This window comes from Pseudomonas sp. LBUM1644, from assembly GCF_059716195.1.
Window position 1 is genome coordinate 5,275,658 of sequence record NZ_CP166812.1, and the last position, 23,358, is coordinate 5,299,015.

General features: G+C 59.3%; 26 protein-coding genes and 1 riboswitch. Of the genes, 14 read left to right on the plus strand and 12 right to left on the minus strand.

Going from position 1 to position 23,358, the window contains the following annotated elements:
• Positions 1 to 7: 7 nt before the first annotated feature.
• Positions 8 to 637 (minus strand): LysE family translocator, encoded by a 630-nt coding sequence (locus ACA052_RS24135; protein ID WP_497647113.1) that lies wholly within the window; start codon positions 635 to 637, stop codon positions 8 to 10.
• A 313-nt stretch (positions 638 to 950) separates the two neighbouring features.
• Here ACA052_RS24135 and ACA052_RS24140 point away from each other — a divergent pair, with 313 nt between their 5' ends.
• From ACA052_RS24140 to ACA052_RS24150, 3 genes are all read left to right on the plus strand, one after another.
• Positions 951 to 1,916, plus strand: a complete 966-nt coding sequence (locus ACA052_RS24140; RefSeq protein ID WP_497647114.1) for a 2-hydroxyacid dehydrogenase — start codon at positions 951 to 953, stop codon at positions 1,914 to 1,916.
• A 33-nt stretch (positions 1,917 to 1,949) separates the two neighbouring features.
• Positions 1,950 to 2,948 (plus strand): methyltransferase, encoded by a 999-nt coding sequence (locus ACA052_RS24145; RefSeq protein WP_497647115.1) that lies wholly within the window; start codon positions 1,950 to 1,952, stop codon positions 2,946 to 2,948.
• 39 nt (positions 2,949 to 2,987) lie between these two features.
• Positions 2,988 to 3,112, plus strand: a riboswitch (yybP-ykoY riboswitch).
• A gap of 88 nt (positions 3,113 to 3,200) precedes the next feature.
• Entirely contained in the window at positions 3,201 to 3,785 is a 585-nt protein-coding gene (locus ACA052_RS24150) for a TMEM165/GDT1 family protein (protein WP_497647116.1), read from the plus strand.
• An 80-nt stretch (positions 3,786 to 3,865) separates the two neighbouring features.
• On the opposite strand, the gene ACA052_RS24155 is transcribed toward ACA052_RS24150, so the two are convergent.
• Positions 3,866 to 4,681: a M48 family metallopeptidase gene (locus tag ACA052_RS24155; protein ID WP_497647117.1), complete on the minus strand. Its 816-nt coding sequence runs from the start codon at positions 4,679 to 4,681 to the stop codon at positions 3,866 to 3,868.
• A 273-nt stretch (positions 4,682 to 4,954) separates the two neighbouring features.
• Between ACA052_RS24155 and ACA052_RS24160 the strand changes: the two genes are divergently transcribed.
• Positions 4,955 to 7,096 carry a methyl-accepting chemotaxis protein gene (locus tag ACA052_RS24160; RefSeq protein ID WP_497647118.1) on the plus strand — a complete coding sequence of 714 codons (2,142 nt, stop codon included), beginning with the start codon at positions 4,955 to 4,957 and terminating at the stop codon, positions 7,094 to 7,096.
• A 107-nt stretch (positions 7,097 to 7,203) separates the two neighbouring features.
• Here ACA052_RS24160 and ACA052_RS24165 read toward each other — a convergent pair whose 3' ends face one another.
• The 3 genes from ACA052_RS24165 to ACA052_RS24175 are packed head-to-tail and all read right to left on the minus strand — an operon-like array spanning position 7,204 to position 8,318.
• The gene (locus ACA052_RS24165; RefSeq protein ID WP_497647119.1) at positions 7,204 to 7,827 is read right to left on the minus strand and encodes an SOS response-associated peptidase; all 624 of its coding nucleotides are present in this window, start codon (positions 7,825 to 7,827) and stop codon (positions 7,204 to 7,206) included.
• 35 nt (positions 7,828 to 7,862) lie between these two features.
• Positions 7,863 to 8,123: a putative signal transducing protein gene (locus ACA052_RS24170; protein ID WP_059406176.1), complete on the minus strand. Its 261-nt coding sequence runs from the start codon at positions 8,121 to 8,123 to the stop codon at positions 7,863 to 7,865.
• Positions 8,124 to 8,135: 12 nt separating this feature from the next.
• Positions 8,136 to 8,318 carry a CPXCG motif-containing cysteine-rich protein gene (locus tag ACA052_RS24175; RefSeq protein WP_008153387.1) on the minus strand — a complete coding sequence of 61 codons (183 nt, stop codon included), beginning with the start codon at positions 8,316 to 8,318 and terminating at the stop codon, positions 8,136 to 8,138.
• Between the two features lie 142 nt (positions 8,319 to 8,460).
• Between ACA052_RS24175 and ACA052_RS24180 the strand changes: the two genes are divergently transcribed.
• Positions 8,461 to 9,624 (plus strand): 1-acyl-sn-glycerol-3-phosphate acyltransferase, encoded by a 1,164-nt coding sequence (locus ACA052_RS24180; protein WP_497647120.1) that lies wholly within the window; start codon positions 8,461 to 8,463, stop codon positions 9,622 to 9,624.
• A 228-nt stretch (positions 9,625 to 9,852) separates the two neighbouring features.
• Here the strand turns inward: ACA052_RS24180 and ACA052_RS24185 are convergent, their stop codons facing one another.
• A complete protein-coding gene (locus tag ACA052_RS24185; protein WP_497647121.1) occupies positions 9,853 to 10,137 on the minus strand; it encodes a hypothetical protein in 285 nt (94 codons plus the stop codon).
• 193 nt (positions 10,138 to 10,330) lie between these two features.
• Between ACA052_RS24185 and ACA052_RS24190 the strand changes: the two genes are divergently transcribed.
• The gene (locus ACA052_RS24190; RefSeq protein WP_054045634.1) at positions 10,331 to 10,537 is read left to right on the plus strand and encodes a hypothetical protein; all 207 of its coding nucleotides are present in this window, start codon (positions 10,331 to 10,333) and stop codon (positions 10,535 to 10,537) included.
• A 205-nt stretch (positions 10,538 to 10,742) separates the two neighbouring features.
• On the opposite strand, the gene ACA052_RS24195 is transcribed toward ACA052_RS24190, so the two are convergent.
• Positions 10,743 to 11,327 (minus strand): YajG family lipoprotein, encoded by a 585-nt coding sequence (locus tag ACA052_RS24195; RefSeq protein ID WP_497647122.1) that lies wholly within the window; start codon positions 11,325 to 11,327, stop codon positions 10,743 to 10,745.
• A gap of 205 nt (positions 11,328 to 11,532) precedes the next feature.
• Between ACA052_RS24195 and ACA052_RS24200 the strand changes: the two genes are divergently transcribed.
• Both ACA052_RS24200 and mqo read left to right on the plus strand, forming a co-directional pair.
• Positions 11,533 to 11,766 (plus strand): hypothetical protein, encoded by a 234-nt coding sequence (locus ACA052_RS24200; RefSeq protein ID WP_403107194.1) that lies wholly within the window; start codon positions 11,533 to 11,535, stop codon positions 11,764 to 11,766.
• Between the two features lie 738 nt (positions 11,767 to 12,504).
• On the plus strand, positions 12,505 to 14,013 hold the full coding sequence (mqo, locus tag ACA052_RS24205) for a malate dehydrogenase (quinone) (RefSeq protein WP_497647123.1): 1,509 nt from the start codon (positions 12,505 to 12,507) through the stop codon (positions 14,011 to 14,013).
• 153 nt (positions 14,014 to 14,166) lie between these two features.
• On the opposite strand, the gene ACA052_RS24210 is transcribed toward mqo, so the two are convergent.
• The 3 genes from ACA052_RS24210 to ACA052_RS24220 all read right to left on the minus strand — a co-directional run bounded on the left by ACA052_RS24210 (position 14,167) and on the right by ACA052_RS24220 (position 15,724).
• The gene (locus ACA052_RS24210; protein WP_092278109.1) at positions 14,167 to 14,454 is read right to left on the minus strand and encodes a PA4642 family protein; all 288 of its coding nucleotides are present in this window, start codon (positions 14,452 to 14,454) and stop codon (positions 14,167 to 14,169) included.
• Positions 14,455 to 14,517: 63 nt separating this feature from the next.
• Positions 14,518 to 15,003 (minus strand): hypothetical protein, encoded by a 486-nt coding sequence (locus tag ACA052_RS24215; RefSeq protein ID WP_497647124.1) that lies wholly within the window; start codon positions 15,001 to 15,003, stop codon positions 14,518 to 14,520.
• Positions 15,004 to 15,166: 163 nt separating this feature from the next.
• Positions 15,167 to 15,724 (minus strand): hypoxanthine-guanine phosphoribosyltransferase, encoded by a 558-nt coding sequence (locus tag ACA052_RS24220; protein ID WP_461988442.1) that lies wholly within the window; start codon positions 15,722 to 15,724, stop codon positions 15,167 to 15,169.
• Between the two features lie 174 nt (positions 15,725 to 15,898).
• Here ACA052_RS24220 and upp point away from each other — a divergent pair, with 174 nt between their 5' ends.
• Together upp and ACA052_RS24230 are read left to right on the plus strand one after the other, a co-directional pair.
• The gene (upp, locus tag ACA052_RS24225) at positions 15,899 to 16,537 is read left to right on the plus strand and encodes a uracil phosphoribosyltransferase (RefSeq protein ID WP_497647125.1); all 639 of its coding nucleotides are present in this window, start codon (positions 15,899 to 15,901) and stop codon (positions 16,535 to 16,537) included.
• A gap of 2 nt (positions 16,538 to 16,539) precedes the next feature.
• Positions 16,540 to 17,814 (plus strand): uracil-xanthine permease family protein, encoded by a 1,275-nt coding sequence (locus ACA052_RS24230; protein WP_407011627.1) that lies wholly within the window; start codon positions 16,540 to 16,542, stop codon positions 17,812 to 17,814.
• Between the two features lie 88 nt (positions 17,815 to 17,902).
• Here the strand turns inward: ACA052_RS24230 and hemH are convergent, their stop codons facing one another.
• On the minus strand, positions 17,903 to 18,925 hold the full coding sequence (hemH, locus tag ACA052_RS24235; RefSeq protein WP_497647126.1) for a ferrochelatase: 1,023 nt from the start codon (positions 18,923 to 18,925) through the stop codon (positions 17,903 to 17,905).
• Between the two features lie 13 nt (positions 18,926 to 18,938).
• Positions 18,939 to 19,841, minus strand: coding sequence for a TIGR01777 family oxidoreductase (locus ACA052_RS24240; protein WP_497647127.1), 903 nt, complete (start codon positions 19,839 to 19,841; stop codon positions 18,939 to 18,941).
• A gap of 196 nt (positions 19,842 to 20,037) precedes the next feature.
• On the opposite strand from ACA052_RS24240, the gene ACA052_RS24245 reads away from it, so the two are divergent.
• From ACA052_RS24245 to ACA052_RS24260, 4 genes are all read left to right on the plus strand, one after another.
• Complete coding sequence (locus tag ACA052_RS24245; protein WP_497647128.1) at positions 20,038 to 21,024, plus strand: NAD(P)/FAD-dependent oxidoreductase; 987 nt, start codon at positions 20,038 to 20,040, stop codon at positions 21,022 to 21,024.
• Complete coding sequence (locus ACA052_RS24250; RefSeq protein ID WP_497647129.1) at positions 21,021 to 21,236, plus strand: TIGR02450 family Trp-rich protein; 216 nt, start codon at positions 21,021 to 21,023, stop codon at positions 21,234 to 21,236. The genes ACA052_RS24245 and ACA052_RS24250 overlap by 4 nt, the downstream gene beginning before the upstream one ends.
• 215 nt (positions 21,237 to 21,451) lie before the next feature.
• Positions 21,452 to 22,411 carry a YbgA family protein gene (locus tag ACA052_RS24255; protein WP_497647130.1) on the plus strand — a complete coding sequence of 320 codons (960 nt, stop codon included), beginning with the start codon at positions 21,452 to 21,454 and terminating at the stop codon, positions 22,409 to 22,411.
• Complete coding sequence (locus tag ACA052_RS24260) at positions 22,411 to 23,352, plus strand: MerR family transcriptional regulator (RefSeq protein WP_497647131.1); 942 nt, start codon at positions 22,411 to 22,413, stop codon at positions 23,350 to 23,352. Before ACA052_RS24255 ends, ACA052_RS24260 begins: the two co-directional genes overlap by 1 nt.
• The last annotated feature ends 6 nt before the right edge of the window (positions 23,353 to 23,358 follow it).

Here is a 23,358-nt window from a genome sequence, read left to right on the forward strand (position 1 = left end):
GGTTTGATCAATGCATCTCGGTGAACGCGAGTTTCACGCCGATGGCGATCAGCACGACGCCCATGGTCCGGTCGAACCAGTGCCCCATGCGAGCGAAACCGGCGCGCACGCGCTGCTGGCTGAACAACATCGCCACCAGGCAGAACCAGAAAGCCGTCGCCACCGCGAGGTAAACCCCGTACCCCGCCTGCACCGCCAGTGGCGTGTGCGGATTGATCACCACGGTGAACAACGACAGGAAAAACAAAGTGGCTTTCGGGTTCAGACCGTTGGTCACAAAACCGGACGTGAAGGCGCTACGCGCCGTGCGCTCGCCCACTTCCTTGTGCAAATCATCCTCCACCGGTTTGGCCGGTTGCGCACGCAGCGCCTTGAAGCCGATGTACAACAAGTAAGCGGCAGCGGCCCATTTCAGGGCGTTGAACAGCACGATCGACTGCGAGACGATCAGGCCGATGCCCAGCAGCGAATAGCCCACGTGCAGGAAAATCGCCGTACCGACGCCCAGCGCCGTCCAGGTACCCGCGCGGCGACCGTGAGTCACGCTCTCGCGCACCACCACGGCAAAGTCCGGCCCGGGGCTGGCAACGGCCAGCAAGTGGATCAGGGCAACGGTCAAAAATTCTGTCCAGTACATGGGTGCTCCTCTTGGTGCAGATCAGTCAAATAAAATCTCGGGCAACGACATCACCTGTAGCAGCTGGCGAAGCCTGCGTTCGTTGTAGCAGCTGCCGAGGTACGAGGCTGCGTTGGGCTGCGCAGCGGCCCTCGAGAGCGGTCCTGCAGACACGCAACGCAGCCTCGTACCTCGGCAGCTGCTACAGGGGTGCATCGCGGCTTCGTTGTCCGGTGCGTAAACTTAGCCACTTTGGTGCAATGGGTAACCATTTGTTTCATCTGTTAGGCTCGGCAGATTACGCCTTCAGTTCAACGCACAAAAGGTACAGTTGATGACGAACTCTCGCCGCGCCGTTTTCCTCGACCATCCCTCGCTGGACCTCGGCGATCTCGACCTCAGTCCGTTGCGCGATTGCTTCGATGATTTGCAACTGTTTGCGCAGACCGCTCCCGATCAAGTCATCGAACGCCTTGAGGGCGCCACCGTCGCCATCAGCAACAAGATCCTGATCGACGCCGCGGCCATCGCAGCCAGTCCCGAACTGAAGCTGATTCTGATCACCGCCACCGGCACCAACAACGTCGACCTCGCCGCCGCCCGTGCGCACGGCATTACCGTGTGTAACTGCCAGGGATACGGCACACCGTCGGTGGCGCAACACACGATCATGTTGCTGCTTAACCTGGCAACGCGCCTGGTCGACTATCAGAAAGCCGTCGGCGAAGGCCGCTGGCAGCAAGCGAAACAGTTCTGCTTGCTGGATTACCCGATTGTCGAACTGCAAGGCAAAACCCTTGGCCTGCTCGGACATGGCGAACTGGGCGGCGCCGTCGCGCGACTGGCCGAAGCCTTCGGCATGCGCGTATTGCTCGGTCAAATCCCGGGGCGCCCTGCCCGACCGGACCGATTGCCGCTGGATGAACTGTTGCCGCAAATCGACGCGCTGACCCTGCACTGCCCGCTCAACGAACACACCCGCCACTTCATCGGCGCCCGTGAGCTGGCGTCGATGAAGCCCGGCGCCTTCGTGGTCAACACCGCACGCGGTGGCTTGATTGACGAACAGGCCCTGGCCGATGCCTTGCGCAACGGTCACCTTGGAGGGGCGGCGACCGACGTTCTGAGCGTCGAACCGCCGACCGCTGGCAACCCGCTCCTGGCCGCCGACATTCCACGGCTGATCGTCACGCCCCACAATGCCTGGGGCAGTCGCGAGGCGCGGCAGCGGATCGTTGGTCAGTTGACCGAAAACGCCCAGGGATTTTTCAGCGGTAAAGCGCTGCGGGTCGTCAGTTGATAGACTGCGGCACTTTTTTTCACAGGAGCAGTTATGGATCCGCGCAGTGAAGTACTGCTTCGTCAGGCCGAGTTATTCCAGGGTTCGGTGCTGCTGGCGGGTTTGCCCGCCGATGATCTGTTAGGCCGCTTGCCCGATACCCATGGCTGGTGCTGGCATGCTGGCGATCAGGCGGCGCTGGACGCCCGTTTTGCCGAGCGCAGCCATTTCGGCGTGAACGCGCCGGCGCGCGAGTTCGACAGCGCCGTGGTGTTCCTGCCCAAGTCCAAGGACCTGACCGACTACATTCTGAACGCCCTCGCCTCTCGCCTGGCCGGTCGTGAACTGTACCTGGTGGGCGAAAAACGCAGCGGCATCGAGGGCGCGGCAAAGCAACTGAACCCCTTTGGCAAACCGCGCAAGCTCGACAGCGCACGTCATTGCCAGCTCTGGCAGGTCACCGTGGCCAATGCGCCAGAAGCAAAAACTTTGGAAAGCCTGGCCCAGACCTATGAACTGCCGCTCGCCGAAGGTCCGCTGAAAGTCATCAGCCTGCCGGGCGTGTTCAGCCACGGCCGGCTGGATCGCGGCAGTGCGTTGCTGCTGGAGCATCTGGACAAGTTGCCCAGCGGCCATTTGCTGGACTTCGGGTGCGGCGCGGGCGTATTGGGTGCGGCGGTCAAGCGTCGTTACCCGCACAATCAGGTCACGTTGCTCGACGTCGATGCGTTTGCCGCCGCCAGCAGTCGCCTGACATTGGCTGCCAACGGTCTTGAAGCCGAGGTGATTACCGGTGATGGCATCGACGCGGCGCCGATGGGGCTGAGTGCGATTTTGAGTAACCCTCCGTTCCATGTCGGTGTGCACACCGATTATTTCGCCACGGAGAACTTGCTGCGAAAAGCAGCCAAACATCTGAAAAACGGCGGCGAACTGCGGTTGGTTGCGAATAGCTTCCTGAAGTATCAACCGTTGATCGAAGAGCACCTCGGCGTGTGTGCAATCAAGGCTGAAGGACAAGGTTTCAGAATTTACCGGGCCAAACGCGGTTAGAAATTTGTTCTTGCCCAAACGGATTTGCCTAGGCAGAATCCGCTCCGTCCTAGGGGAGTAGTCTCCCACGAGCGCCATGCTCGTCCGGCATACGTCAACATACTTGGTCCTCAGACCATGGCGTATGCGACCCAAGCGTCCGCATCAGACGGATCGCAGGGTTTGACAAGACCTATGACACGAACACCTTACCCGGGGCGGGAAGGCTGTACGTGTCATAGCCGTGTCGACCCGCCCCTTAGGAAAACCCTGATGCTGGATTCTTTACTCGTTCCCACCGCAATCGTTGCCTTGGCCGAAATCGGCGACAAGACGCAACTGCTCGCGCTCATTCTCGCCGCTCGTTTTCGCAAGCCTTGGCCGATCATCGCCGGTATCGTCGCCGCGACCCTGGCCAACCACGCGGCAGCCGGCGCGGTAGGTGCCTGGGTCGGCAGTTTCTTCTCGGACACGATGCTGCACTGGATCCTCGCCGCGAGCTTCACCGCGACCGCGCTATGGACACTGGTGCCGGACAAGATGGATGACGACGAAGCCAGCACCGCCCGCAAGTTCGGGCCGTTCCTGACCACGCTGATTGCGTTTTTCCTCGCGGAAATCGGCGACAAGACCCAGATCGCAACGGTGATGCTCGCCGCGCAATATCCGGAATTGTGGCTGGTGATCATCGGCACCACCCTCGGCATGCTGATTGCCAACGTGCCGGTGGTTTTGGCGGGTAACTTTGCGGCGGATAAATTGCCACTGACGTTGATCCGTCGTTTGGCAGCCTCGGCGTTTTTCATCCTGGCGGTGGTGGCGGTGTACAAAGCGATGCAGAGCAGCGGTTGGGTTTAAAGCAGCGGCAAGCTTCAAGCAATGAGCCAAAAGTTTGAAGCAGAGCAGATCTGCCTTGCTTCAAACTTGCAGCTTGCAGCTTATTTCTTGGCGCTGTTGTAAAGCGGCATGACTTTCGGAATCGCCGCCTGCAACGAAGCAATACGACTGGTCGACGCCGGGTGAGTGCTCATGAACTCTGGTGGTGAACCTTCCGAGGCCTTGCTCATCTTGTTCCACAACGTGATCGCGGCATTCGGGTTATATCCGGCGCGGGCGGCCAGTTCCAGGCCGATCAGGTCGGCCTCGTTTTCATTGGCGCGACTGTTGGGCAAGGTCATGCCGTAGTTGGCCACGGTATCTGCCAGCGCCAGGCTGTCCTGCCCCAGCCCGAACAGGGCGCCAGCACCCTGCTTGGCCATTTCGATGCCGTAAGCCTTGGACATCGCTTCACGCCCGTGCTCGCGCAGGGCATGGGCGATTTCATGACCGAGGATGGCGGCGATTTCGTCATCAGTCAGTTTCAGGCTGTCCATCAGACCGGTATAGAAAATGATCTTGCCGCCAGGCCCGCAGTTGGCATTGAGCTCATCGCTCTTGATCAGATTGACTTCCCACTTCCACTGGGCCGAATCCGGACGAAAAACCGGAGCCTGTGCAATCAGCCGGTCGGAAATCAATTGAATGCGCTTGGCATCGTTACTGGTCTTGTCCAGCACGCCTTTGGAGCTCGCCTCACCCACTGTCTTTTGATAAGACTGGGCGTACATCTGGTTGACCTCATCCGTCGACAGCATGCTGAACATATACTGCTTGCGCTCTACGCCCACGGCGCCACCGCTGGTGGTATTGACCGACTGGCAGCCGGCGAGCAACAAACCTGCACTCAGTGCACACACAACCAATGTCTTGTTCATCAAACAACTCCCTGAAAACATGCCGGGTATCCTAGGCGGGGAATTGTATCGGCGCCAGATACAACCGCCCCGAAGACGCACATTTCAGACAAAGCCCTCGCCACTGCAGGAAAATATTCACATAAGGCTGCGCACCACGGTCGATAACGGCCTCCAGTGATTCGTTTGCGACATCAACCACCGCAAAACAGCCAATTCACCCGCCCCCGCTCATGGGCTTCGCTCCCCCTGCCGATACACCTCCGCAGACGTCCTCTTGCGTGCGGAGCACCCATGAAATTCAAGTCGATCCAGTTTTCCGTGGCGGCCCTTGCCGGCGCCATCGTTCTTAGCGTCGTGGCGGCCTTGGTGCTGTACGCGCTATTTTCCGGCGCCAGGACTCAAGAAATGGTCCAGGAACGGACCCAGGCACAATTCGAGCAAGTCATCGAACAACGCCTGACCTCCCTGGCGCAAACCCAGGTCAGCCAGATCCAGCGCGAGCTCGAGGCCCCCCTGCTGATTGCCGGCGGACTGGTGCGGGTCAACGCATTGATCGGCACCCCTGGCGCCGATGGTCAACCGCAGCTGAGCCTCAGCCGTGAGCAGTTGATCAACCTGATCAAGGAAAACGTCGCCAAGAACCCGAAAATCCTCGGCACTTATATAGGCTGGGAAAAAAACGCGCTCGACCACAACGATGCGGCCTACGTCGACACCAAAGTGGCCGGTATCGACGCCAGCAACGGCCGCTTCCTGCCGTGGTGGTTCCGCAACGAAGACGGCAGCCTGGGCCTGGACAAACTGGTGGATGTCGACGACCAGAAAACCCTGTCCACCGGCGTACGCGCCAGCGAGTACTACTTGTGCTCCAAAGAAACCAAAAAATCCTGCGTGATCGATCCGGCGCCCTACAAGGTCGGCGACAAGATCGTCATGCTCGCCTCCTTTATTGAACCGATCATGCTCAACGGCGCCTTCCAGGGCATTGTCGGCGCAGACCTGTCGGTGAACTTCATCCAGGAAATGCTGCTGGGGGCGAACCAGAAACTCTACAGCGGCTCAGGCGTCATGGCCCTGATCGGGGGCAATGGCCGGATCGTTGCCTACACCAAGGACCCGAGCAAATTCGGCGAGAAAGTCAGCGACATCCTCGACAGCCAGCAGATCGCCAACATGGCCAATCTCAAGCGCGGCGAAGTCACCTACACCGTCGACAAGGCCCAAGGCCGGATCGAATTGTACCTGCCGTTCGGCATCGGCCAGACCGACGCCCGCTGGACCCTGATGCTGCAACTGCCACTGAACGCGGTGATGGCCGACCTGCAAAAACTTCAGGGCGACCTGAACACCCAGCGCAAGTCGGACACCTTCGGCATGGCCATGGTCGGCTTGTTGATCGCGGGAATCGGCTTGCTGGTGATTTGGTTGGTCGGCCACGGCATTGCCCGGCCGCTCAAACAGATGGTCGCGATGCTGGATGACATTGCCAAAGGTGAAGGCGACCTCACGCGTCGCCTGACCAGCGATCGCGCCGACGAACTGGGCTCGATCGCTAAAGGCTTCAACACCTTCCTGGCCAAGTTGCAGGCGATGATCACTCAAGTCGTGACTTCGGTGCAGAGTGTCAGCGATTCGTCGGAACACACGGCGGACATTGCCATCCGCACCAACATCGGCGTGCAGAAACAAATGGCCGAGATCGATCAGGTCGCCACTGCGGTACATGAAATGACCGCCACCGCGCAGGACGTGGCGCGCAATGCGACCCAGGCCGCGCAAGCCGCCAGCCATGCCGATCAGGCAGCGGCACAGGGCAAGCAGATCGTGCGGGATACGTCGAACTCAATTGGCGTGCTGGCGATTGAAATCGGTAAGGCCGTCGGCGTGGTGCAGACCCTGGCCAAGGACAGCGAGAACATCAATGCGATCCTCACCGCCATTCGCGGGATTGCCGAGCAGACCAACCTGCTGGCCTTGAACGCGGCCATCGAAGCGGCACGCGCCGGTGAACAGGGCCGTGGCTTTGCGGTGGTGGCCGATGAGGTGCGCAACCTGGCGCAGAAAACCCAGAAGGCCACTGAAGAAATCCAGGCCATGATCCAGCATTTGCAACAAGGCACGCGTGATGTGGTGCGGGTGATGGAGGACAGTCAACACCGTACGGACGAAAGCGTGCAACATGCGGCGAAAGCGGCTGAAGCGCTGGAAACCATTACCCAGGCGGTGTCGGTGATCAACGACATGAACACGCAAATTGCCAGCGCGGCCGAGGAGCAGAGTGCGGTAGCGGATGACATCAACCGTAATGTGATCAACATCGGGCAAGTGGCGAATGAAGTGGCGGGCGGCGCGGATGAATCGAGTGCGGCGAGTGCGGATCTGACCAAGTTGGCAGAGCAGCAGCGGCGGTTGATCAATCAGTTCAAAGTTTAGCGTTTAAGGGCAAGATCAAAAGATCGCAGCCTTCGGCAGCTCCTACAGGGTGTACGCCGATCCCATGTAGGAGCTGCCGAAGGCTGCGATCTTTTCCAATACGCCACTCAACCCGGGGTCAAACACTCCGGCGCATTCAGCTTCGGATCATTCACCAGATTCGCCAACACCCGCTCGCGCAACGCGGCGGGTTCGCTGGCCAGCAATGCCTGCAACTCATGCAACGGTGTTTCGGGATTCAGCCACGTCTCCTGACCCGCCGCATCCAGAATCAACGGCCGACGCTGACTCGCCGCCGGCAGCGTAATCACTGCCGTACTCAGCCACACCTGCTCTTGCACTGGATAAGCTTCCCAGATCGCCGCGAAATACAGCGCCGAGCCCTCCCCGGGTGTCAGCCAATACGGACGCTTGCGTGTCGTACCGCGCCATTCATAAAAGCCGTTGGCCGGCAGCAGGCAACGGCGCTCGCGCAACGCCTGACGAAACATCGGTTGTTCGGCAACGGTTTCGGCACGGGCATGGGCCGGCGTACGGGACAGATCGGTCAGCCACGGTGGCGTCAATCCCCAGCGCGCCCGGGCCAGCTCACGCTGACCATCGACGCCTGCACGCAGCATCAACACCGAATCGTTGGGGGAAATATTCCACTGGGCCTGCTGATCGGCGGGGAAGCCAGGCAGGGCCGCGAAGGCGGGGTTCCAGCGAAACAGGGCATAACGTCCACACATGGGGCAGCACGACTCTTGATAAAACGAACGCCAGCCTAACAGACCAGCGTGCCGGGAAAGCTCTCCGGTTCATCACCGGGCAGCGGCAGCGCGGCATTGTACGCGGTGATCAACTCCCGCGCGTATTGCGCCTGGTCGTTATCCACCGACAATCCCAAAAGGCCAAAGATCGGCAATTCGCCGGTGCCACCGAGCAAGTCGCGGCCGACCAAGTGCGCCTCAATACCTTCGCTGGCCAACATGCTTTGCAGCAACTCGCCCTCCATCAGGTTTTCCGGCTCGTAGATTCGCTGCATGGGATGCCCCTTTCATTCGTTTTCGCTGTGAACTTCGAGCAACCATTCCTGACCGTCGGTCTGGAGCACAAACGTAATCGGGCGACAACACACCGGACAGTCCTCGATATAGGTCTGGTCTCCGCCGGACAAATCGAGGACGGCCTCCGCCTCTTCACCACAATACGGACATTCGTAGCGCTCGGTTTCCAGCATCGCGGTCTCCCAGGTGACTTGTGCGTATAATCGCCGGTCTATTTGCAGGGCTATTTTTGTCTGGCTACCTTTTCAGACCGTGCCCCGTCGGTTTTCGATCAAAACCTTTACTTACCCTAGCCGTTTCTAACAAGAGAGCATGATGGGCGAATTCGATGCCATCCGACCTTACGACGACAGCGAAGTCCCAGCAGTGCTGGACCGACTGCTCGGCGACAAGGCGTTTCTAGATATCCTCATCCACTTCCGCTTCCCGCGCTTTGCCGGTGCGTTCGGCTGGGCGCTCAAACCTCTTATAGCTCATCGGCTGCGCCGTGAGTTCGCCGGCGTCACTTCGGTGGCGACGTTGCAGGACAAAGTCGAGATGTACGTCGACCACACCATCGAGCGCGCCACGGATGGGGTGACCTACACCGGCGTCGAGCAGTTCAAGTCCGGTAGCGCCTACCTGTTCATCGCCAACCACCGCGACATCGTGATGGACCCGGCCTTCGTCAACTACGCCGTGTACCACGCTGGCCTGCCGACACCGCGCATCGCGATCGGCGACAACCTGCTGCAAAAGCCCTTTGTCAGCGACCTGATGCGCCTGAACAAGAGCTTTATCGTGCACCGTTCGATCACCGGTCGCCGCGAGAAAATGGCCGCTTATCAATTGCTGTCGGCGTACATCAACCACTCGATCCGCAACGATTGCGCATCGATCTGGATCGCCCAGGCCGAAGGCCGAGCCAAGGACGGCGACGACCGCACCGAGTCGGCCATCCTCAAGATGTTCCACATGAGCCGCAAGGATGAGCCGTTCGGCGAAGTCATCCGCTCGCTGAACGTCACCCCGGTGTCGATCAGCTACGAGTACGACCCGTGCGACCAGGCCAAGGCCCGCGAGCTGTTCATCCGCGCCACCACCGGCAGCTACACCAAAGTGCCGGGCGAGGATGACGTGAGCATCGCCAAGGGCATCACCGGCTACAAGGGCCGCGTTCACGTGAACTTCGCCGCTCCGATTACCGAACTGTTCGACGACACCAAGTTGTTGGCGATAGAGATGGACCGGCAGATTCTCGGCGGCTACCGCCTGTTCCCGGTGCATTACCTGGCCTACGCGCAGTGGAAGGATGCCGACCCGCAATTGCAGGTGCCAAAAGCCGCCGAGGTGTTCCCGGCCGACGAACTGGCCAAGGCCCAGGAGCAGTGGCAGCAGCGGCTGGAAGCTTGTCCGGAGGAACATCGTCCGTTCCTGGTGCTGCAATATGCGACGCCGGTGAGGAATCAGTACCGGGTGAAAGCAGGGTTGGCGTTGTAAGGTTTTGTTCCGGATACGACAACGGCGCCTTCGGCGCCGTTTATGTTTGCCCGATCGATGCAGTGTTTTCAATAGCGACACACGCCATGTAGCAGCTGGCGCAGCCTGCGTTCGGCGGCGTAGCCGTCGCGAAATCATTCGCCGCGATCCTTCAGATAAACCGTGAACTCAGGATTTACGACGGCTACGCCGCCGAACGCAGGCTGCGCCAGCTGCTACATTGACCGTTCAGACGCGGGTGCTAATCCACGAAACGACCAGCGCCACGGCCAGGCAAGCTAAACCGAATCGATAGAAAAACCGGTTCATGCGCAAGGTCGCGCCATCCAGCGTCAAGGATGGCTCATCGATACGACGGCTCTGGGTTTGCGCGTCCAGGCTGGCCAACGCGCGCTGTTCGCGGCGACGCGTGGCGTGCAGCAACCAGCTCCCCGGGAACGCAAACAACAACGCCAGCAGGTTGATCAGTTTGGCGGGATGGGCGGTAAACAGCGTCATCAAATGCAGCGACATCACGGACCTCAAGCAAAACACGTGTGGCAGACGCCGGACCGACGACCGCGGCGCGGATTCTACCGAAAGCCTTCCTTCTTGCCCTCTGCTTTACGACAAATAACGAACCATCGGGCAGATTCCTGTCCTGCGTCACGGCACCGTCATCTGAATACGCCAGTCTGCGCTCCTCAAAACCCGCACGGAGCCCGTCATGCTGCACGCCGAAAACCAGGATCGCCTCTACCTCATCGCCCAAAGCGACGAACAACAGAACCTCGTCGGAAGTCTCGCCTTCAACGTTCAGGACCGCCATTGGCTGGTGTATTGCGCGCTGGGCGGGCATCAACACGCGGATTTGCCTGAGACTGATTTGCTGACGGGCGTGAGCGTGCTGGATTTCTACTCCGAAGCCGCCTGACACCGCTGACACCGCCAACACCCCTGACACCCCTGACACCCCTGTAGGAGCTGCCGAAGGCTGCGATCTTTTGATCTTGTCTTATTAAAAGCAAGATCAAAAGATCGCAGCCTTCGGCAGCTCCTACAGGGGGGAACGAAATGTCGGCAGGCATGAAAAAGCCCGGGGCCATTGCTGGCGCCGGGCTTTTTGCACTCAGCGAAGTTTATTCGCCGAGGATCTGACCAACAGTCGGATCCTTGAACAGACGCGTCAACGCATCGCTCAACACATCACTGACCAGCTTGGTGTTGGTTTCCTGATTTGGCGCCATACCAAAACGCTGATCCAGGGACGCACCGTAACGACCGCTGTAACGACGATTGGCATTCTGTACATCAGAGCGGAACGTCGCGCCGATGGTCGCTTCCGTCACATACATGCCTTCTTTAGGCGACTGATACTTCAGCTCGGCCAGGGTCACGGTCAACTGTGGCGCATTCATGCCATTGGTGACCGGTGTAAAACCCAGCAAACGCACGGCCGCTTCGGCCTGAGCCTGCAACTTCGGCAGAACCTGCGCGCCCTGCACGGTAATCGCGCTGGTCTCCGGATACAGGCCACCACGCGTGCCCAGGGTTGGCGACGGACGACCGTCCACCACACGCACCACCACTTGCTGGCCATGGCCAACCGGTGCCAGCTGAGTGGTCAGCTTCGGTTCCGGGTTCAGTTGTTGCGGGCTGTGGGCGCAGCCGACCAGAGTCAAACTGGTCACAGTGATCAAACCGAACAACAGGCGTTGCAACATGCTTTTCTCTCCAGAATCAGGCACAAACAGGCCGGCAGTATAGCGGTGGGCCATCGTCGCGAACTAGCGTCTCGATGCGATTACTGAAATCTCTGACAAACCCTGCAGACCGCGGTTCCTGTCACACATCTGTCACCGCCTATACACGTGCACGTCACGGCTCGCTGGCAACCTCCACAGCAGTCACCCCACACGGTACTTTGCCATGCGCTACCTCATCTCGCTGTTCGCGCCACGCCCGTTGCATCGCTGCTTCGCCCTGCTCGACCGCAATGGTCACTGCCAGGCTTTCAAGCAGTGCAGCCTCCAGCCGATGGGCGATGGCTGGGTCGAAATCGAAGAAATCCGCCTCAACTGGCTGCACCATCCCCTGCCCCCGAGCGCCCGTGTCAGCCAGCGCCAGCCACGTGCGCGAGTGCAACATCTGTTAACCACCTGACCAGAAGCCTAATAAAAGTCATTAAACACGCCCATTTCTCTACGTTTCTTAGATACAATCTCCCCCCGATTATAAGGACGTCTCCTGATCGGGCCTCGCAGCATCGTCAATGCCTCGGTATTGGCACCCCGCACCGCCCACAGAGAGCCGCCCACACAGATCGAGTGAAGCTGGCGCGCTTGCTGTTCCTTTAGCAAAAACCCACTTTTCGCGAATCTGCAGAGCTGTCATTACGCTCGGTCACTGAGCTGTTTGCCCGTTTTGCCTGTCATGTATCCCATGACGGCAATCCATCCGGGTACGGTGCCAGGCTGGGACAGCCCTTTTTTGAGGTTCACGTCTTCAAAAGAGCGTGAAAAAAACGGGTTTTCACAACTTCACAAGAGTGTGGCGAGCAAATGAATAGTTTTGCGTCTGAACATGCACCATTAGCGTCTGAAACAGCCCAACGACACAGGACCGAGTATTCCTCGAACACCGGAGCCTGAAGCCTGTCCGCTACGGATTTGGTTGCACAAACGGATGTATCGACCATAAGTCGAATTGCCAGCCGCACGTTGAAGTGAGTTCATGTAACTCTTTTAGACCCGGCCGGCAGCGTCCGTCGAAGTTGCGAAAAATTGCGAAGATTCGGACATGGCGACACTGCCATGGGTACCAGGGGCATCACTGACACGCCCCGGAACGCCTGGCAGCCATGCCGACAATTTGGTGCTGCAGATTTTGGAGACGCGTTAAATGGCGCATAACGAAGCAGTCGACGTAGTACTCGTTGGGGCCGGCATCATGAGTGCCACCCTCGCTGTACTGCTCAAAGAGCTCGACCCCGCGATCAAGCTGGAAGTCGTCGAGCTGATGGATTCCGGTGCCGCGGAGAGTTCGAACCCGTGGAACAACGCCGGTACCGGTCACGCCGGGCTGTGTGAGCTCAATTACACGCCGCAGGCCGCCGACGGCACCGTCGACATCAAGAAAGCCGTGCACATCAACACCCAGTTCGAGGTGTCGAAGCAGTTCTGGTCGTACCTGACCAAGAAAGGCACGTTCGGCTCGTGCAAATCGTTCATCAGCCCGGTCCCACACCTGAGCTTCGTGCAGAACGACAGCGGTGTGTCCTTCCTCAAGGAGCGCTTCAAGGTGCTGAGCAAGCACCACGCCTTCGCGGACATGGAATACACCGAAGACAAGGCAAAAATGGCGGACTGGATGCCATTGATGATGCCTGGCCGTCCGGCTGACGAAGTGGTCGCTGCAACCCGCGTGATGAACGGCACCGACGTCAACTTCGGCGCCCTGACCAACCAATTGCTCAAGCACCTGACCAGCGCACCCGATGCCCAGGTCAAGTACTGCAAGCGCGTCACCGGCCTCAAGCGTAACAATGGCGGCTGGACCGTCAGCATCAAGGACGTGAACAGCGGCAACACCCGTGAAGTCGACGCCAAGTTCGTCTTCCTCGGTGCTGGCGGCGCGGCGTTACCGCTGCTGCAGGCGTCGGGCATCGAAGAAAGCAAAGGCTTCGGCGGCTTCCCGATCAGTGGCCAGTGGCTGCGTTGCGACAACCCGGAAGTGGTCAAGCACCACCAGGCCAAGGTCTACAGCCAGGCCGCCGTGGGTTCGCCACCGATGTCGGTGCCGCACCTGGATACCCGCGTCGTCGATGGCAAGAAATCCCTGCTGTTCGGACCTTATGCCGGTTTCACCACCAAGTTCCTCAAGCACGGTTCCTTCATGGACCTGCCGATGTCGGTTCGCGCCGGCAACATCGGCCCGATGCTGGCCGTGGCGAAAAACAACATGGACTTGACCAAGTACCTGGTCAGCGAAGTGATGCAGTCGATGGAACAACGCCTGGACTCGCTGCGTCGTTTCTACCCTGAGGCGAAAGCCGAAGACTGGCGCCTGGAAGTGGCTGGCCAACGGGTGCAGATCATCAAGAAAGACCCGAAAAAGGGCGGCGTCCTGCAGTTCGGTACCGAACTGGTTGCGTCCAAGGACGGTTCTCTTGCCGCCCTGCTTGGCGCATCCCCAGGCGCTTCGGTAACCGTTTCGATCATGCTTGAGCTGATCGAAAAATGCTTCCCGGCCAAAGCTTCCGGCGAGTGGGCTGCCAAACTGGCAGAAATCTTCCCGGCTCGGGAAAAGGTTCTGGAAACCGATGCTGCGCTGTATCGCAAGATCAACGCGCAGAACAACATCGCGCTGGAACTGGTTGAAGCAAGCAGCGAAACCGAAAGCTACGCTTGATTCATCCGCATAAAAAACGCCCCGTTCTCATTGAGAGCGGGGCGTTTTTTTGTGCCGTTTAAAAGATCGCAGCCTGCGGCAGCTCCTACAGGTGTTCACAATTCCCTGTAGGAGCTGCCGAAGGCTGCGATCTTTTGATCTTATCTTTTGATCTTAACCGCGAGCCTTCGCGATCAACTCGATGTACTCGGCCGCATTGCGCTGATCCTTGATCACCGCGACAAAATCGTTGCCGTGCTCATCCTTGCCGTCCAGGTCAAAACCGGCTTCGACGAAGAACGTCAGAAAACGCTCGAAATCATCGATACGCAGACCACGGTAGGCCTTGATCAGTTTGTGCAGGGACGGCGAAGTAGCGTCGACCGGCTCGAAATCGAGGAACAACTTGATCTGCTCATCGCCGATCTCGTCACCAATCACTTGCTTCTTATCTTTACGCATTGCCGACTCCAGCTCGCAGACATTTCACGGGGCGGGCAGTTTACCCCTCACCGGGCACAGGGCTCAACGCGGACGAGTGCCGCCTGTGTGCAGATCGGCCCAGATATGGCCGTTGGCGTAGCTGAGGAACTGGCAATACACCGTGTCGTTGCGCAATAAATCAATCACCACCCGGTATTGGACCATCGGGTAATAAAGCGTCAGGGTTTTACTTTTGTCATCGTAGATCGGCTTTTTCAGGCTTTTGCTTTCGCCGTCGAAGTAGACCAGCACCTGGTTGATGGTTGCACCTTTGTTCAAGGATTTGCCCTTGAGTCGGATCAGCAACGGTGACGTGACCGGAATCGGCTGTTGGTTGGACTGGCGCTGGCTGCCAACCACCACAGCGTATTCGGTGACCTGCAACAGCTGTTGTTGCTCAGGCTCGGCGTCACGCAGGGTCAGGTCATCCGGAGGCAGAAATTGCGCGTGCATCGGCGCCGGGGCGGCCGCCAGGGGTAGGCTGAGAGTCAGCAACAGGGCGGCGCAGCTGCGGATCAAAAGGCTCATGACAGGCTCCGGAGGGCGGGGCCGGGCACTCTAACATGGGTTCAAAAGCAAAAGATCGCAGCCTGCGGCAGCTCCTACAGAGGCCGCGCCACACCGGAAAAAATTGGTGGACCCAACTCCTGTAGGAGCTGCCGCAGGCTGCGATCTTTTGATGTGGCGGGGCTTACATGCCTTTAACGGCAAAAATCCCGTTGGCGTTACGCCAGTAGCCTTTGTAGTCCATGCCATAACCGAAGATGTAACGGTCGATGCACGGCAGGCCGACGAAATCGGCTTTCAGGTCCGGGCGAGCCTTGCGGTCGTGATCCTTGTCGATCAGCACGGCGGTGTGCACTTTGCGCGCGCCGGCGTGTTTGCAGAAGTCGATGATCGCACCCAAGGTGTGACCTTCGTCGAGGATGTCGTCGATGATCAGCACGTCTCGGTCGATGAACGACACTTCCGGCTTGGCTTTCCAGAACAGGTCGCCGCCGCTGGTTTCATTGCGATAACGAGTGGCGTGCAGATAGGACGCCTCCAGCGGGAAGTGCAGATGGGTGAGCAGCTTGCCGGCGAAAATCAGGCCACCGTTCATCACACAGAACACCACTGGATTAGTGTCCGCCATTTGTTCGTTGATGTGCGCACCGACGCGGGCGATGGCCGCCTCGACTTCAGCTTCGGTGTACAGGCAGTCAGCCTCTCGCATGATTTGACGGATATGCTCGAGATCAGCGGACATGGCGCTCTCCAGGGGGTTTGAGGGGGAGGGACGGTTAGGAAAAGCGGGCAAAGGTACGCATCAAGCGAGGCCAGATCAAGCGTTTGTGGACTAACGTACTCTATGTCTATAGGACAACACCCTCGGATAGATTAATCTAAGCCGGTTTTTTTGCCCGCCGCCGGAGCCTTTCCCATGCCCATCCTCGAGATCCGCCATCCGCTGATCCGTCATAAACTTGGCCTGATGCGCCGCGCAGACATCAGCACCAAGAATTTCCGTGAGCTCGCTCAGGAAGTCGGCGCCCTGCTGACCTATGAAGCCACCAAAGACCTGCCGCTGGAAACCTACGATATCGAAGGTTGGGCCGGCACCGTGTCGGTCGAGAAAATCGCCGGCAAGAAAATTACTGTAGTACCGATCCTGCGTGCCGGCATCGGTATGCTCGAAGGCGTGCTGAGCCTGATCCCGGGCGCCAAGGTCAGCGCCGTGGGCGTAGCCCGCAACGAACAAACCCTGCAAGCCCATACGTACCTGGAAAAACTGGTTCCGGAAATCAACGAACGCCTGGCGATGATCATCGACCCCATGCTCGCCACCGGCAGCTCCATGGTCGCCACCATCGACCTGCTGAAAAAAGCCGGTTGCCGCGACATCCGCGCGATGGTGCTGGTGGCCGCGCCGGAAGGCATCGCCGCCGTAGGGAAGGCTCACCCGGACGTGACCATCTACACCGCTTCCATCGACGAGAAACTGAACGAACACGGTTACATCATCCCAGGCCTTGGCGATGCCGGTGACAAGATCTTCGGCACCAAGCAGAAGGACGCGTGACCATGCAGCAAGAGTTTAACGATCCGCTCTGGCGCACGGTGCTGTCCGGCGCCCAGATGCTGTTCGTGGCGTTTGGCGCGCTGGTGTTGATGCCGCTGATTACCGGCCTCGACCCGAACGTGGCGCTGTTCACGGCTGGCCTGGGGACGATTCTGTTCCAGATCGTCACCGGGCGTCAGGTGCCGGTGTTCCTGGCATCGAGCTTCGCCTTCATCACCCCGATCATTCTCGCCAAGGGCCAGTTCGGCCTGGCGGCGACCATGGGCGGCGTGATGGCGGCCGGGTTTGTCTACACCTTCCTCGGCCTGGCCGTGAAGATCAAAGGCACCGGTTTTATCGACCGCTTGCTGCCACCGGTGGTGATTGGTCCGGTGATCATCTCCATCGGCCTGGCCATGGCGCCGATCGCTGCCAACATGGCGATGGGCAAGGCTGGCGACGGTTCTGAGCTGATTCATTATCAGACAGCGATGTTGATCTCGATGCCCGCGCTGCTGACCACACTGATTGTCGCGGTGTTTGGCAAAGGCATTTTCCGCCTGGTCCCGATAATCTCCGGGGTACTGGTTGGCTTTGCGATGGCGTTCTACTTCGGCGTGGTCGACACCGCGAAGATCGCCGCGGCCCCGTGGTTCGCCATTCCGCACTTCACGGCACCGGAATTCAACTGGCAGGCGATCCTGTTCATCGTTCCTGTCGCGTTGGCTCCGGCCATCGAGCACATCGGCGGTGTGATTGCCGTGGGTAGCGTGACCGGCCGCGATTACCTGAAGAAACCCGGCTTGCACCGCACGCTGCTCGGCGATGGCATTGCCACCACCGCAGCCGGCCTGTTTGGCGGTCCGCCCAACACCACTTACGCCGAAGTCACGGGCGCGGTGATGTTGACCAAGAACTACAACCCGAAAATCATGACCTGGGCGGCGATCTTCGCTATCAGCCTGGCGTTCGTCGGCAAGTTCGGCGCGCTGCTGCAAAGCATCCCGGTGCCGGTGATGGGCGGGATTCTGTGCCTGTTGTTCGGATCGATTGCTGCCGTGGGGATGAACACGCTGATTCGCCACAAGATCGACCTGGGCGAAGCGCGCAACCTGGTGATTGTGTCGGTAACACTGGTGTTCGGGATTGGCGGCGTTCTGGTCGGCACCGGTACAGGTCCGGACGATTTCGGCCTCAAGGGCATCGCGTTGTGCGCGGTGGTGGCGATTGCGCTGAACCTGTTGCTGCCGGGCAATGACAGCTGGAAGCACAAGAAGGCGGATGAGCCGCTGTTGTAGGCCAGCCTTTAGATTGCCTTCGCGGGCAAGCCTCGCTCCTACAAGGACAATGAATTCCATGTAGGAGCGAGGCTTGCCCGCGAAGCCTTTAAAGCGCCAACGGCGCTCTTTCGCACAAGGTTGCCAACGCCCGCGCCCATTGCGGATCATCGTTGAGACACGGCACCAGCACCAACTCATCCCCTCCCGCTTCGCGGAACAGTTCCTTCCCACGATCACCGATTTCCTCAAGCGTCTCGATGCAATCGGCGACGAACGCCGGGCACATGACCAGCACCTTCTTCACACCCACTCCTGCCAATTCATCCAGGCGCGCTTCGGTGTAGGGTTCGATCCATTTCGCGCGGCCCAGCCGTGACTGAAACGACACGGACCATTTGCCATCCGGCAACCCCATGCGCTTGGCAAATTGCGCCGCTGTACGCAGGCACTGGGCGCGATAACAGGTTGCAAGCACCTGCGGCGGCGCACTGGCGCAGCAATCGCCGCCCCCTTCGAAACAGTGCCCCGGATTGAGCTTTTTCAGGTGCCGCTCCGGCAAGCCATGAAAGCTGAGCAGCAGGTGATCAAAATCCTGCTCCAGATAAGGCTTGGCGCTGGCCACCAACGCATCGAGGTATTCCGGCTGATCGTAGAACGGCTCAAGAATCGAGAACTGCATGTCGAGCTTCTTCTCCCGCACCACTCGCCTGGCTTCCTCGATCACCGTGGTCACGGTGCTGTCGGCGAACTGTGGATAAAGCGGCGCAAGAGTGATTTTTTTGCAGCCCTGACTCGCCAGTTGCAGCAGCTTCGATTCAATCGACGGCTCGCCGTAACGCATCGCCAACTCTACCGGGCCTTGAGTCCATTCGGCGGTCATGGCCTGTTGCAGGCGACGGCTGAGCACCACCAGTGGCGAGCCCTCCTTCCACCAGATCGAGGCGTAGGCGTGGGCTGACTGCTGCGGACGCTTGATCAGGATCAGCGAGACCAGCAAACGCCGCACCGGCCATGAAAGGTCGATGACATACGGGTCCATCAGAAATTGATTGAGGTAGCTGCGCACATCCGCCACCGACGTGGAGGCAGGTGAACCCAGGTTGACCAGAAGCAACGCGTGATCGGTCATGCAACTTCCTATTTCAAAGGCGGCTGGACAAGTCGTCCAGAGCCGCGCGCAGATCAGTGAACTGGAAAGTGAAACCCGCTTCCAGCAAGCGAGCCGGAATGGCTTTTTGGCCGCCCAGCAACAGCAATGACAATTCGCCCAGGCCCACCTTCAAGGCCAGGGCCGGCATGGGCATGAACGCCGGGCGATGCAACACGCTGCCCAACGTCTTGGCAAACTCGCGATTGCGCACCGGTTTAGGCGCGCAGGCATTATAAGGACCGCTGGCGCCTTGATGATGCAGAAGAAAATCAATCAAGGCGATTTGATCCTTGATATGAATCCAAGGCATCCATTGCCGACCATTGCCGATAGGCCCGCCCAGTCCCAGTTTGAACGGCAGCAGCAGCCGCGACAAAAAGCCGCCCTCGGCGGACAACACCAACCCGGTGCGAATCAGGATGACACGCATGCCCAACGCTTCGGCACGCTGGGCCGTTTCCTCCCAGGCAATGCACAACTGACTGGCGAAATCGTCGATCACGGGCGGGGATTCTTCAGTCAGTTCCCGCTCGCCACCATCGCCATACCAGCCAATGGCAGAGCCCGAGATCAACACCGGGGGCTTCTGCTCACGGGTTTCGAGCCAGGCCAGCAGCGTTTCAGTCAGGGCGATCCGACTGCTCCAGAGCAACGCTTTGCGCCGGGACGTCCAGGGTCGGTCGGCAATCGGTGCGCCCGCCAGGTTGATAATTGCATCGACCGGGTCCTGACCGAGTTCCTCGAGTCGGGCAATGCCACGCACCTGGGTGCCACAACGTTTCGCGACATTGCCAGGCTTGCGACTCCAGACTGTCAGGTTATGGCCTTGACTCAACCAGAGTCGGCAGAGCTGACGTCCTATCAAACCAGTACCGCCGGTCAGCAATATGTGCATGACTTCTTCCTCGCGTGGCGTTTTACCCTGATCACTAGTCTATTTTTATAAGCAGGGATCTTCGGTATCGGGCAGTCTCTGTGAATAACAATAGGCCAAGCTGTCAGAACCAGAACGTTAAAAGTTATACCAAAAAACAATATTGTACAGGTTTTAACCACGGCGTAGTCTGTACAGAAAGGTAAACGAGGCCCCTATGACTGTACCTATCGCAATCATCGGCACCGGCATCGCCGGGCTTTCAGCCGCCCAGGCGCTTACCGAGACCGGGCATGTCGTTCAACTTTTCGATAAAAGCCGCGGCAGCGGCGGCCGCATGTCCAGCAAGCGCAGCGATGCCGGCGCGCTGGACATGGGGGCGCAATATTTCACCGCCCGTGATCGCCGCTTCGTCACTGAAGTCCAGCGTTGGCAATCCAACGGCTGGGTCGCCGAATGGACGCCGCAGCTCTACACCTACCACGGCGGTCAACTCAACCTGTCGCCGGACGAACAGACTCGCTGGGTCGGAACTCCCCGCATGAGCGCCATCACTCGCGGACTGCTCGGCGACCTTGAAGTGCATTTCGCCTGCCGGATCACCGAGGTCTACCGCGGTGAAGAACACTGGCACCTGCAGGATGCCGAGGGCTTCACCCATGGTCCGTTCAGTCATGTCGTGATTGCGACGCCAGCCCCTCAAGCAACCGCCCTGCTGGCCTCCGCGCCGAAACTCGCCGGTGCCGCTGCCGGGGTGAAAATGGACCCGACCTGGGCGGTCGCACTGGCCTTCGACACACCGCTGGATACGCCCATGGAAGGCTGCTTCGTACAGGACAGCCCCCTCGACTGGCTGGCTCGCAATCGCAGCAAACCGGGACGCGATAACAAGATGGACACCTGGGTGTTGCACGCCACCAGCGCCTGGAGCCGGCAACACATCGACCTGCCCAAGGAAGCCGTGATCGAGCAGCTGCACGGCGCATTCGCCGAACTGTTGCACGGCTCCATGCCCGCCCCGACCTTCAGCCTCGCTCATCGCTGGCTCTACGCCCGGCCCGCCAGCAGCCACGAATGGGGCGTGCTGGCCGATGCCGACCTGGGCCTTTACGTGTGTGGTGACTGGTGCCTTTCCGGCCGGGTCGAAGGCGCCTGGCTCAGTGGCCAGGAAGCGGCCCGCCGACTGCATGCGCACCTGCAATGAACCGCATCAACCCGAGCAAATTGCTGCTGTCGAAATGGACAGCAGCCCACCCGCAAAATCGCGAGAAACATTTTTTGGTCACTGAACTGTTCCGCGACGAGGAAGGCACGGTGCTGGAAGTCGAGTTGCAGGCAGTGCTGACAAAACGCAGCGAACGTTTCACCTGGCAATCCTTGCGCGACAATTCTCTCTGGCAAATGGGCTGGATGTAGGAGCTGCCGCAGGCTGCGATCTTTTGATCTTTATCTTCATCTGCTTCAGAAAAGAACAAGATCAAGATCAAAAGATCGCAGCCTTCGGCAGCTCCTACAGGGATCAACGTTCAAAAACCTATACAAACGATTTGACTTGTACACCTTTGAATCTATGATGGAAGAATGTTGTACAGAATAATTTTTCTGTACAGGTTTAGATTCGAGGTGCTCCGATGCCCAACGCCGCCGCAAAACCGAAAATCGCTATCAGCGCCTGTCTGATGGGGGAAGAGGTGCGCTACAACGGCGGGCACAAAGAGTCGCGGCTGTGCAGTCGGACCCTCACTGGCTACTTCGATTTCGTTCCGGTCTGTCCGGAAGTCGCCATCGGCCTCGGCATTCCCCGAGAGCCGATCCGCCTGGTAGGCGACCCCGAACAACCCGAGGCGGTCGGCACGGTCAACCCTGCGATCAACGTCACCCAACCGCTCGCCGAATACGGTCAGAAAATGGCGGCAGAACTGGCGGATATTTGCGGCTACATTTTCATGCAGAAATCCCCTTCGTGCGGCCTGGAACGGGTCAAGGTCTACCACGCCAACGGCGCGCCAGTGGATGGCGGTGGCCGTGGCATCTACGCCCGGGCTTTCTGCGCGCAACATCCGGATTTACCTGTGGAAGAAGACGGCCGCCTCAACGACCCGGTACTGCGGGAAAACTTCCTGACTCGGGTATTTGCCTACAGCGCCTGGCAGCAATTACGGCAAGAAGGCCTGACTCGTCGTGGCCTTACCGAATTTCACGCTCGCTACAAATACCTGCTGATGGCCCATAACCCGGTGCAATACAAAACCCTGGGCAATTTGCTGGGCAACATGGGCCAGACCGATGCCGATGAACTCGGCCCGCGTTATTTCAGCGAGCTGATGGCCGCTCTGAAAAAATGCGCCACACGCCGCACGCACACCAACGTCTTGCAGCACCTCAGCGGTTACCTCAAGCAGGTCATCAGCGCTGAAGATAAACAGGAAGTGCAGCACGTCATCGGTCAGTACCGCCAAGGCATCGTGCCGCTGGTGGTGCCGCTGACATTGCTCAAACATTACTTCCGTCAACACCCGGACCCGTACATCGCGCAGCAGGTTTACCTGCAACCGCATCCGGAAAACCTCAGCCTGCGAAACGCGATCTGATGAAAATCCCACTCGACACCAGTGCCAGCGAAGACCTCGGCGCCGACTTCAAGAAAGCCCTCGACGAGGGCTGGCTGCCGATCCGTGAAGTGGCCCGGCAGACTGGCGTCAACGCCGTCACATTGCGCGCCTGGGAACGGCGTTATGGCCTGATCGTGCCGCAACGCACGCCCAAGGGCCATCGGCTGTTCAGTGCCGAACATGTGCAACGGATCCTGACCATCCTCACCTGGCTCAATCGCGGCGTCGCCGTCAGCCAGGTCAAGCAACTGCTCGATACGCCACAGGCCTTTACCGAGTCCGTTGAAAACGATTGGCAGGTGCTGCGCCACACATTACTGCATGCCGTCAGTCAACTGAACGAACGCACCCTGGACGACACCGTCAACCAGGCCATGGCGCTGTACCCGCCACGGACCTTGTGCGAACAGTTGCTGATGCCCTTGCTGACGGAACTCGAGCAACGCTGGCAAGGCCAGTTCGGCGCGCAGATGGAGCGGGTGTTTTTCTACTCCTGGTTGCGCAGCAAATTTGGCGCCCGGATCTACCATAACAATCGCCAGTTGCGCGCCGCGCCGCTGCTGTTGATCAACCTCTCGGACCTGCCGCTGGAACCTCAGCTGTGGCTCACCGCCTGGCTGATCAGCAGTTCCGATTGCCCGGTGGAGGTGTTCGACTGGCCACTTCCCGCCGGCGAACTCGCGCTGGCAATCGATCACCTGCAAGCTCGCGGCGTACTGATGTATTCCAGCAAAGCCATGAATCTGTCGCAGCTGCCGAAACTTTTGAATGGTGTCAGTTGCCCAAAAATGATTGCCGGACCAACGGTATGCATCCATTACGCCGAGTTGTCCGTAAGAACTTCCGAGATCACTGATTTGCTCCTGGCCGAAGATCCGTTATCGGCGCATCAGGAACTGGTTCAGCGCGGGCTCATTTAACGTTTT

Excerpts from the sequence above, each read along its gene's own strand:
- ACA052_RS24145 (WP_497647115.1), top strand. The coding sequence starts at position 1,950 with ATGGATCCGCGCAGTGAAGTACTGCTTCGTCAGGCCGAGTTATTCCAG.
- ACA052_RS24245 (WP_497647128.1), top strand. The coding sequence starts at position 20,038 with ATGACTGTACCTATCGCAATCATCGGCACCGGCATCGCCGGGCTTTCA.
- ACA052_RS24260 (WP_497647131.1), top strand. The coding sequence starts at position 22,411 with ATGAAAATCCCACTCGACACCAGTGCCAGCGAAGACCTCGGCGCCGAC.
- ACA052_RS24150 (WP_497647116.1), top strand. The coding sequence starts at position 3,201 with ATGCTGGATTCTTTACTCGTTCCCACCGCAATCGTTGCCTTGGCCGAA.
- ACA052_RS24175 (WP_008153387.1), bottom strand. The coding sequence starts at position 8,318 with ATGCTGGAAACCGAGCGCTACGAATGTCCGTATTGTGGTGAAGAGGCG.
- ACA052_RS24255 (WP_497647130.1), top strand. The coding sequence starts at position 21,452 with ATGCCCAACGCCGCCGCAAAACCGAAAATCGCTATCAGCGCCTGTCTG.
- ACA052_RS24250 (WP_497647129.1), top strand. The coding sequence starts at position 21,021 with ATGAACCGCATCAACCCGAGCAAATTGCTGCTGTCGAAATGGACAGCA.
- ACA052_RS24140 (WP_497647114.1), top strand. The coding sequence starts at position 951 with ATGACGAACTCTCGCCGCGCCGTTTTCCTCGACCATCCCTCGCTGGAC.
- mqo (WP_497647123.1), top strand. The coding sequence starts at position 12,505 with ATGGCGCATAACGAAGCAGTCGACGTAGTACTCGTTGGGGCCGGCATC.
- ACA052_RS24185 (WP_497647121.1), bottom strand. The coding sequence starts at position 10,137 with ATGTCGCTGCATTTGATGACGCTGTTTACCGCCCATCCCGCCAAACTG.
- upp (WP_497647125.1), top strand. The coding sequence starts at position 15,899 with ATGCCCATCCTCGAGATCCGCCATCCGCTGATCCGTCATAAACTTGGC.
- hemH (WP_497647126.1), bottom strand. The coding sequence starts at position 18,925 with ATGACCGATCACGCGTTGCTTCTGGTCAACCTGGGTTCACCTGCCTCC.
- ACA052_RS24190 (WP_054045634.1), top strand. The coding sequence starts at position 10,331 with ATGCTGCACGCCGAAAACCAGGATCGCCTCTACCTCATCGCCCAAAGC.
- ACA052_RS24170 (WP_059406176.1), bottom strand. The coding sequence starts at position 8,123 with ATGCAGCGAATCTACGAGCCGGAAAACCTGATGGAGGGCGAGTTGCTG.
- ACA052_RS24160 (WP_497647118.1), top strand. The coding sequence starts at position 4,955 with ATGAAATTCAAGTCGATCCAGTTTTCCGTGGCGGCCCTTGCCGGCGCC.
- ACA052_RS24240 (WP_497647127.1), bottom strand. The coding sequence starts at position 19,841 with ATGCACATATTGCTGACCGGCGGTACTGGTTTGATAGGACGTCAGCTC.
- ACA052_RS24210 (WP_092278109.1), bottom strand. The coding sequence starts at position 14,454 with ATGCGTAAAGATAAGAAGCAAGTGATTGGTGACGAGATCGGCGATGAG.
- ACA052_RS24180 (WP_497647120.1), top strand. The coding sequence starts at position 8,461 with ATGGGCGAATTCGATGCCATCCGACCTTACGACGACAGCGAAGTCCCA.
- ACA052_RS24200 (WP_403107194.1), top strand. The coding sequence starts at position 11,533 with ATGCGCTACCTCATCTCGCTGTTCGCGCCACGCCCGTTGCATCGCTGC.
- ACA052_RS24220 (WP_461988442.1), bottom strand. The coding sequence starts at position 15,724 with ATGTCCGCTGATCTCGAGCATATCCGTCAAATCATGCGAGAGGCTGAC.
- ACA052_RS24195 (WP_497647122.1), bottom strand. The coding sequence starts at position 11,327 with ATGTTGCAACGCCTGTTGTTCGGTTTGATCACTGTGACCAGTTTGACT.
- ACA052_RS24215 (WP_497647124.1), bottom strand. The coding sequence starts at position 15,003 with ATGAGCCTTTTGATCCGCAGCTGCGCCGCCCTGTTGCTGACTCTCAGC.
- ACA052_RS24155 (WP_497647117.1), bottom strand. The coding sequence starts at position 4,681 with ATGAACAAGACATTGGTTGTGTGTGCACTGAGTGCAGGTTTGTTGCTC.
- ACA052_RS24165 (WP_497647119.1), bottom strand. The coding sequence starts at position 7,827 with ATGTGTGGACGTTATGCCCTGTTTCGCTGGAACCCCGCCTTCGCGGCC.
- ACA052_RS24230 (WP_407011627.1), top strand. The coding sequence starts at position 16,540 with ATGCAGCAAGAGTTTAACGATCCGCTCTGGCGCACGGTGCTGTCCGGC.
- ACA052_RS24135 (WP_497647113.1), bottom strand. The coding sequence starts at position 637 with ATGTACTGGACAGAATTTTTGACCGTTGCCCTGATCCACTTGCTGGCC.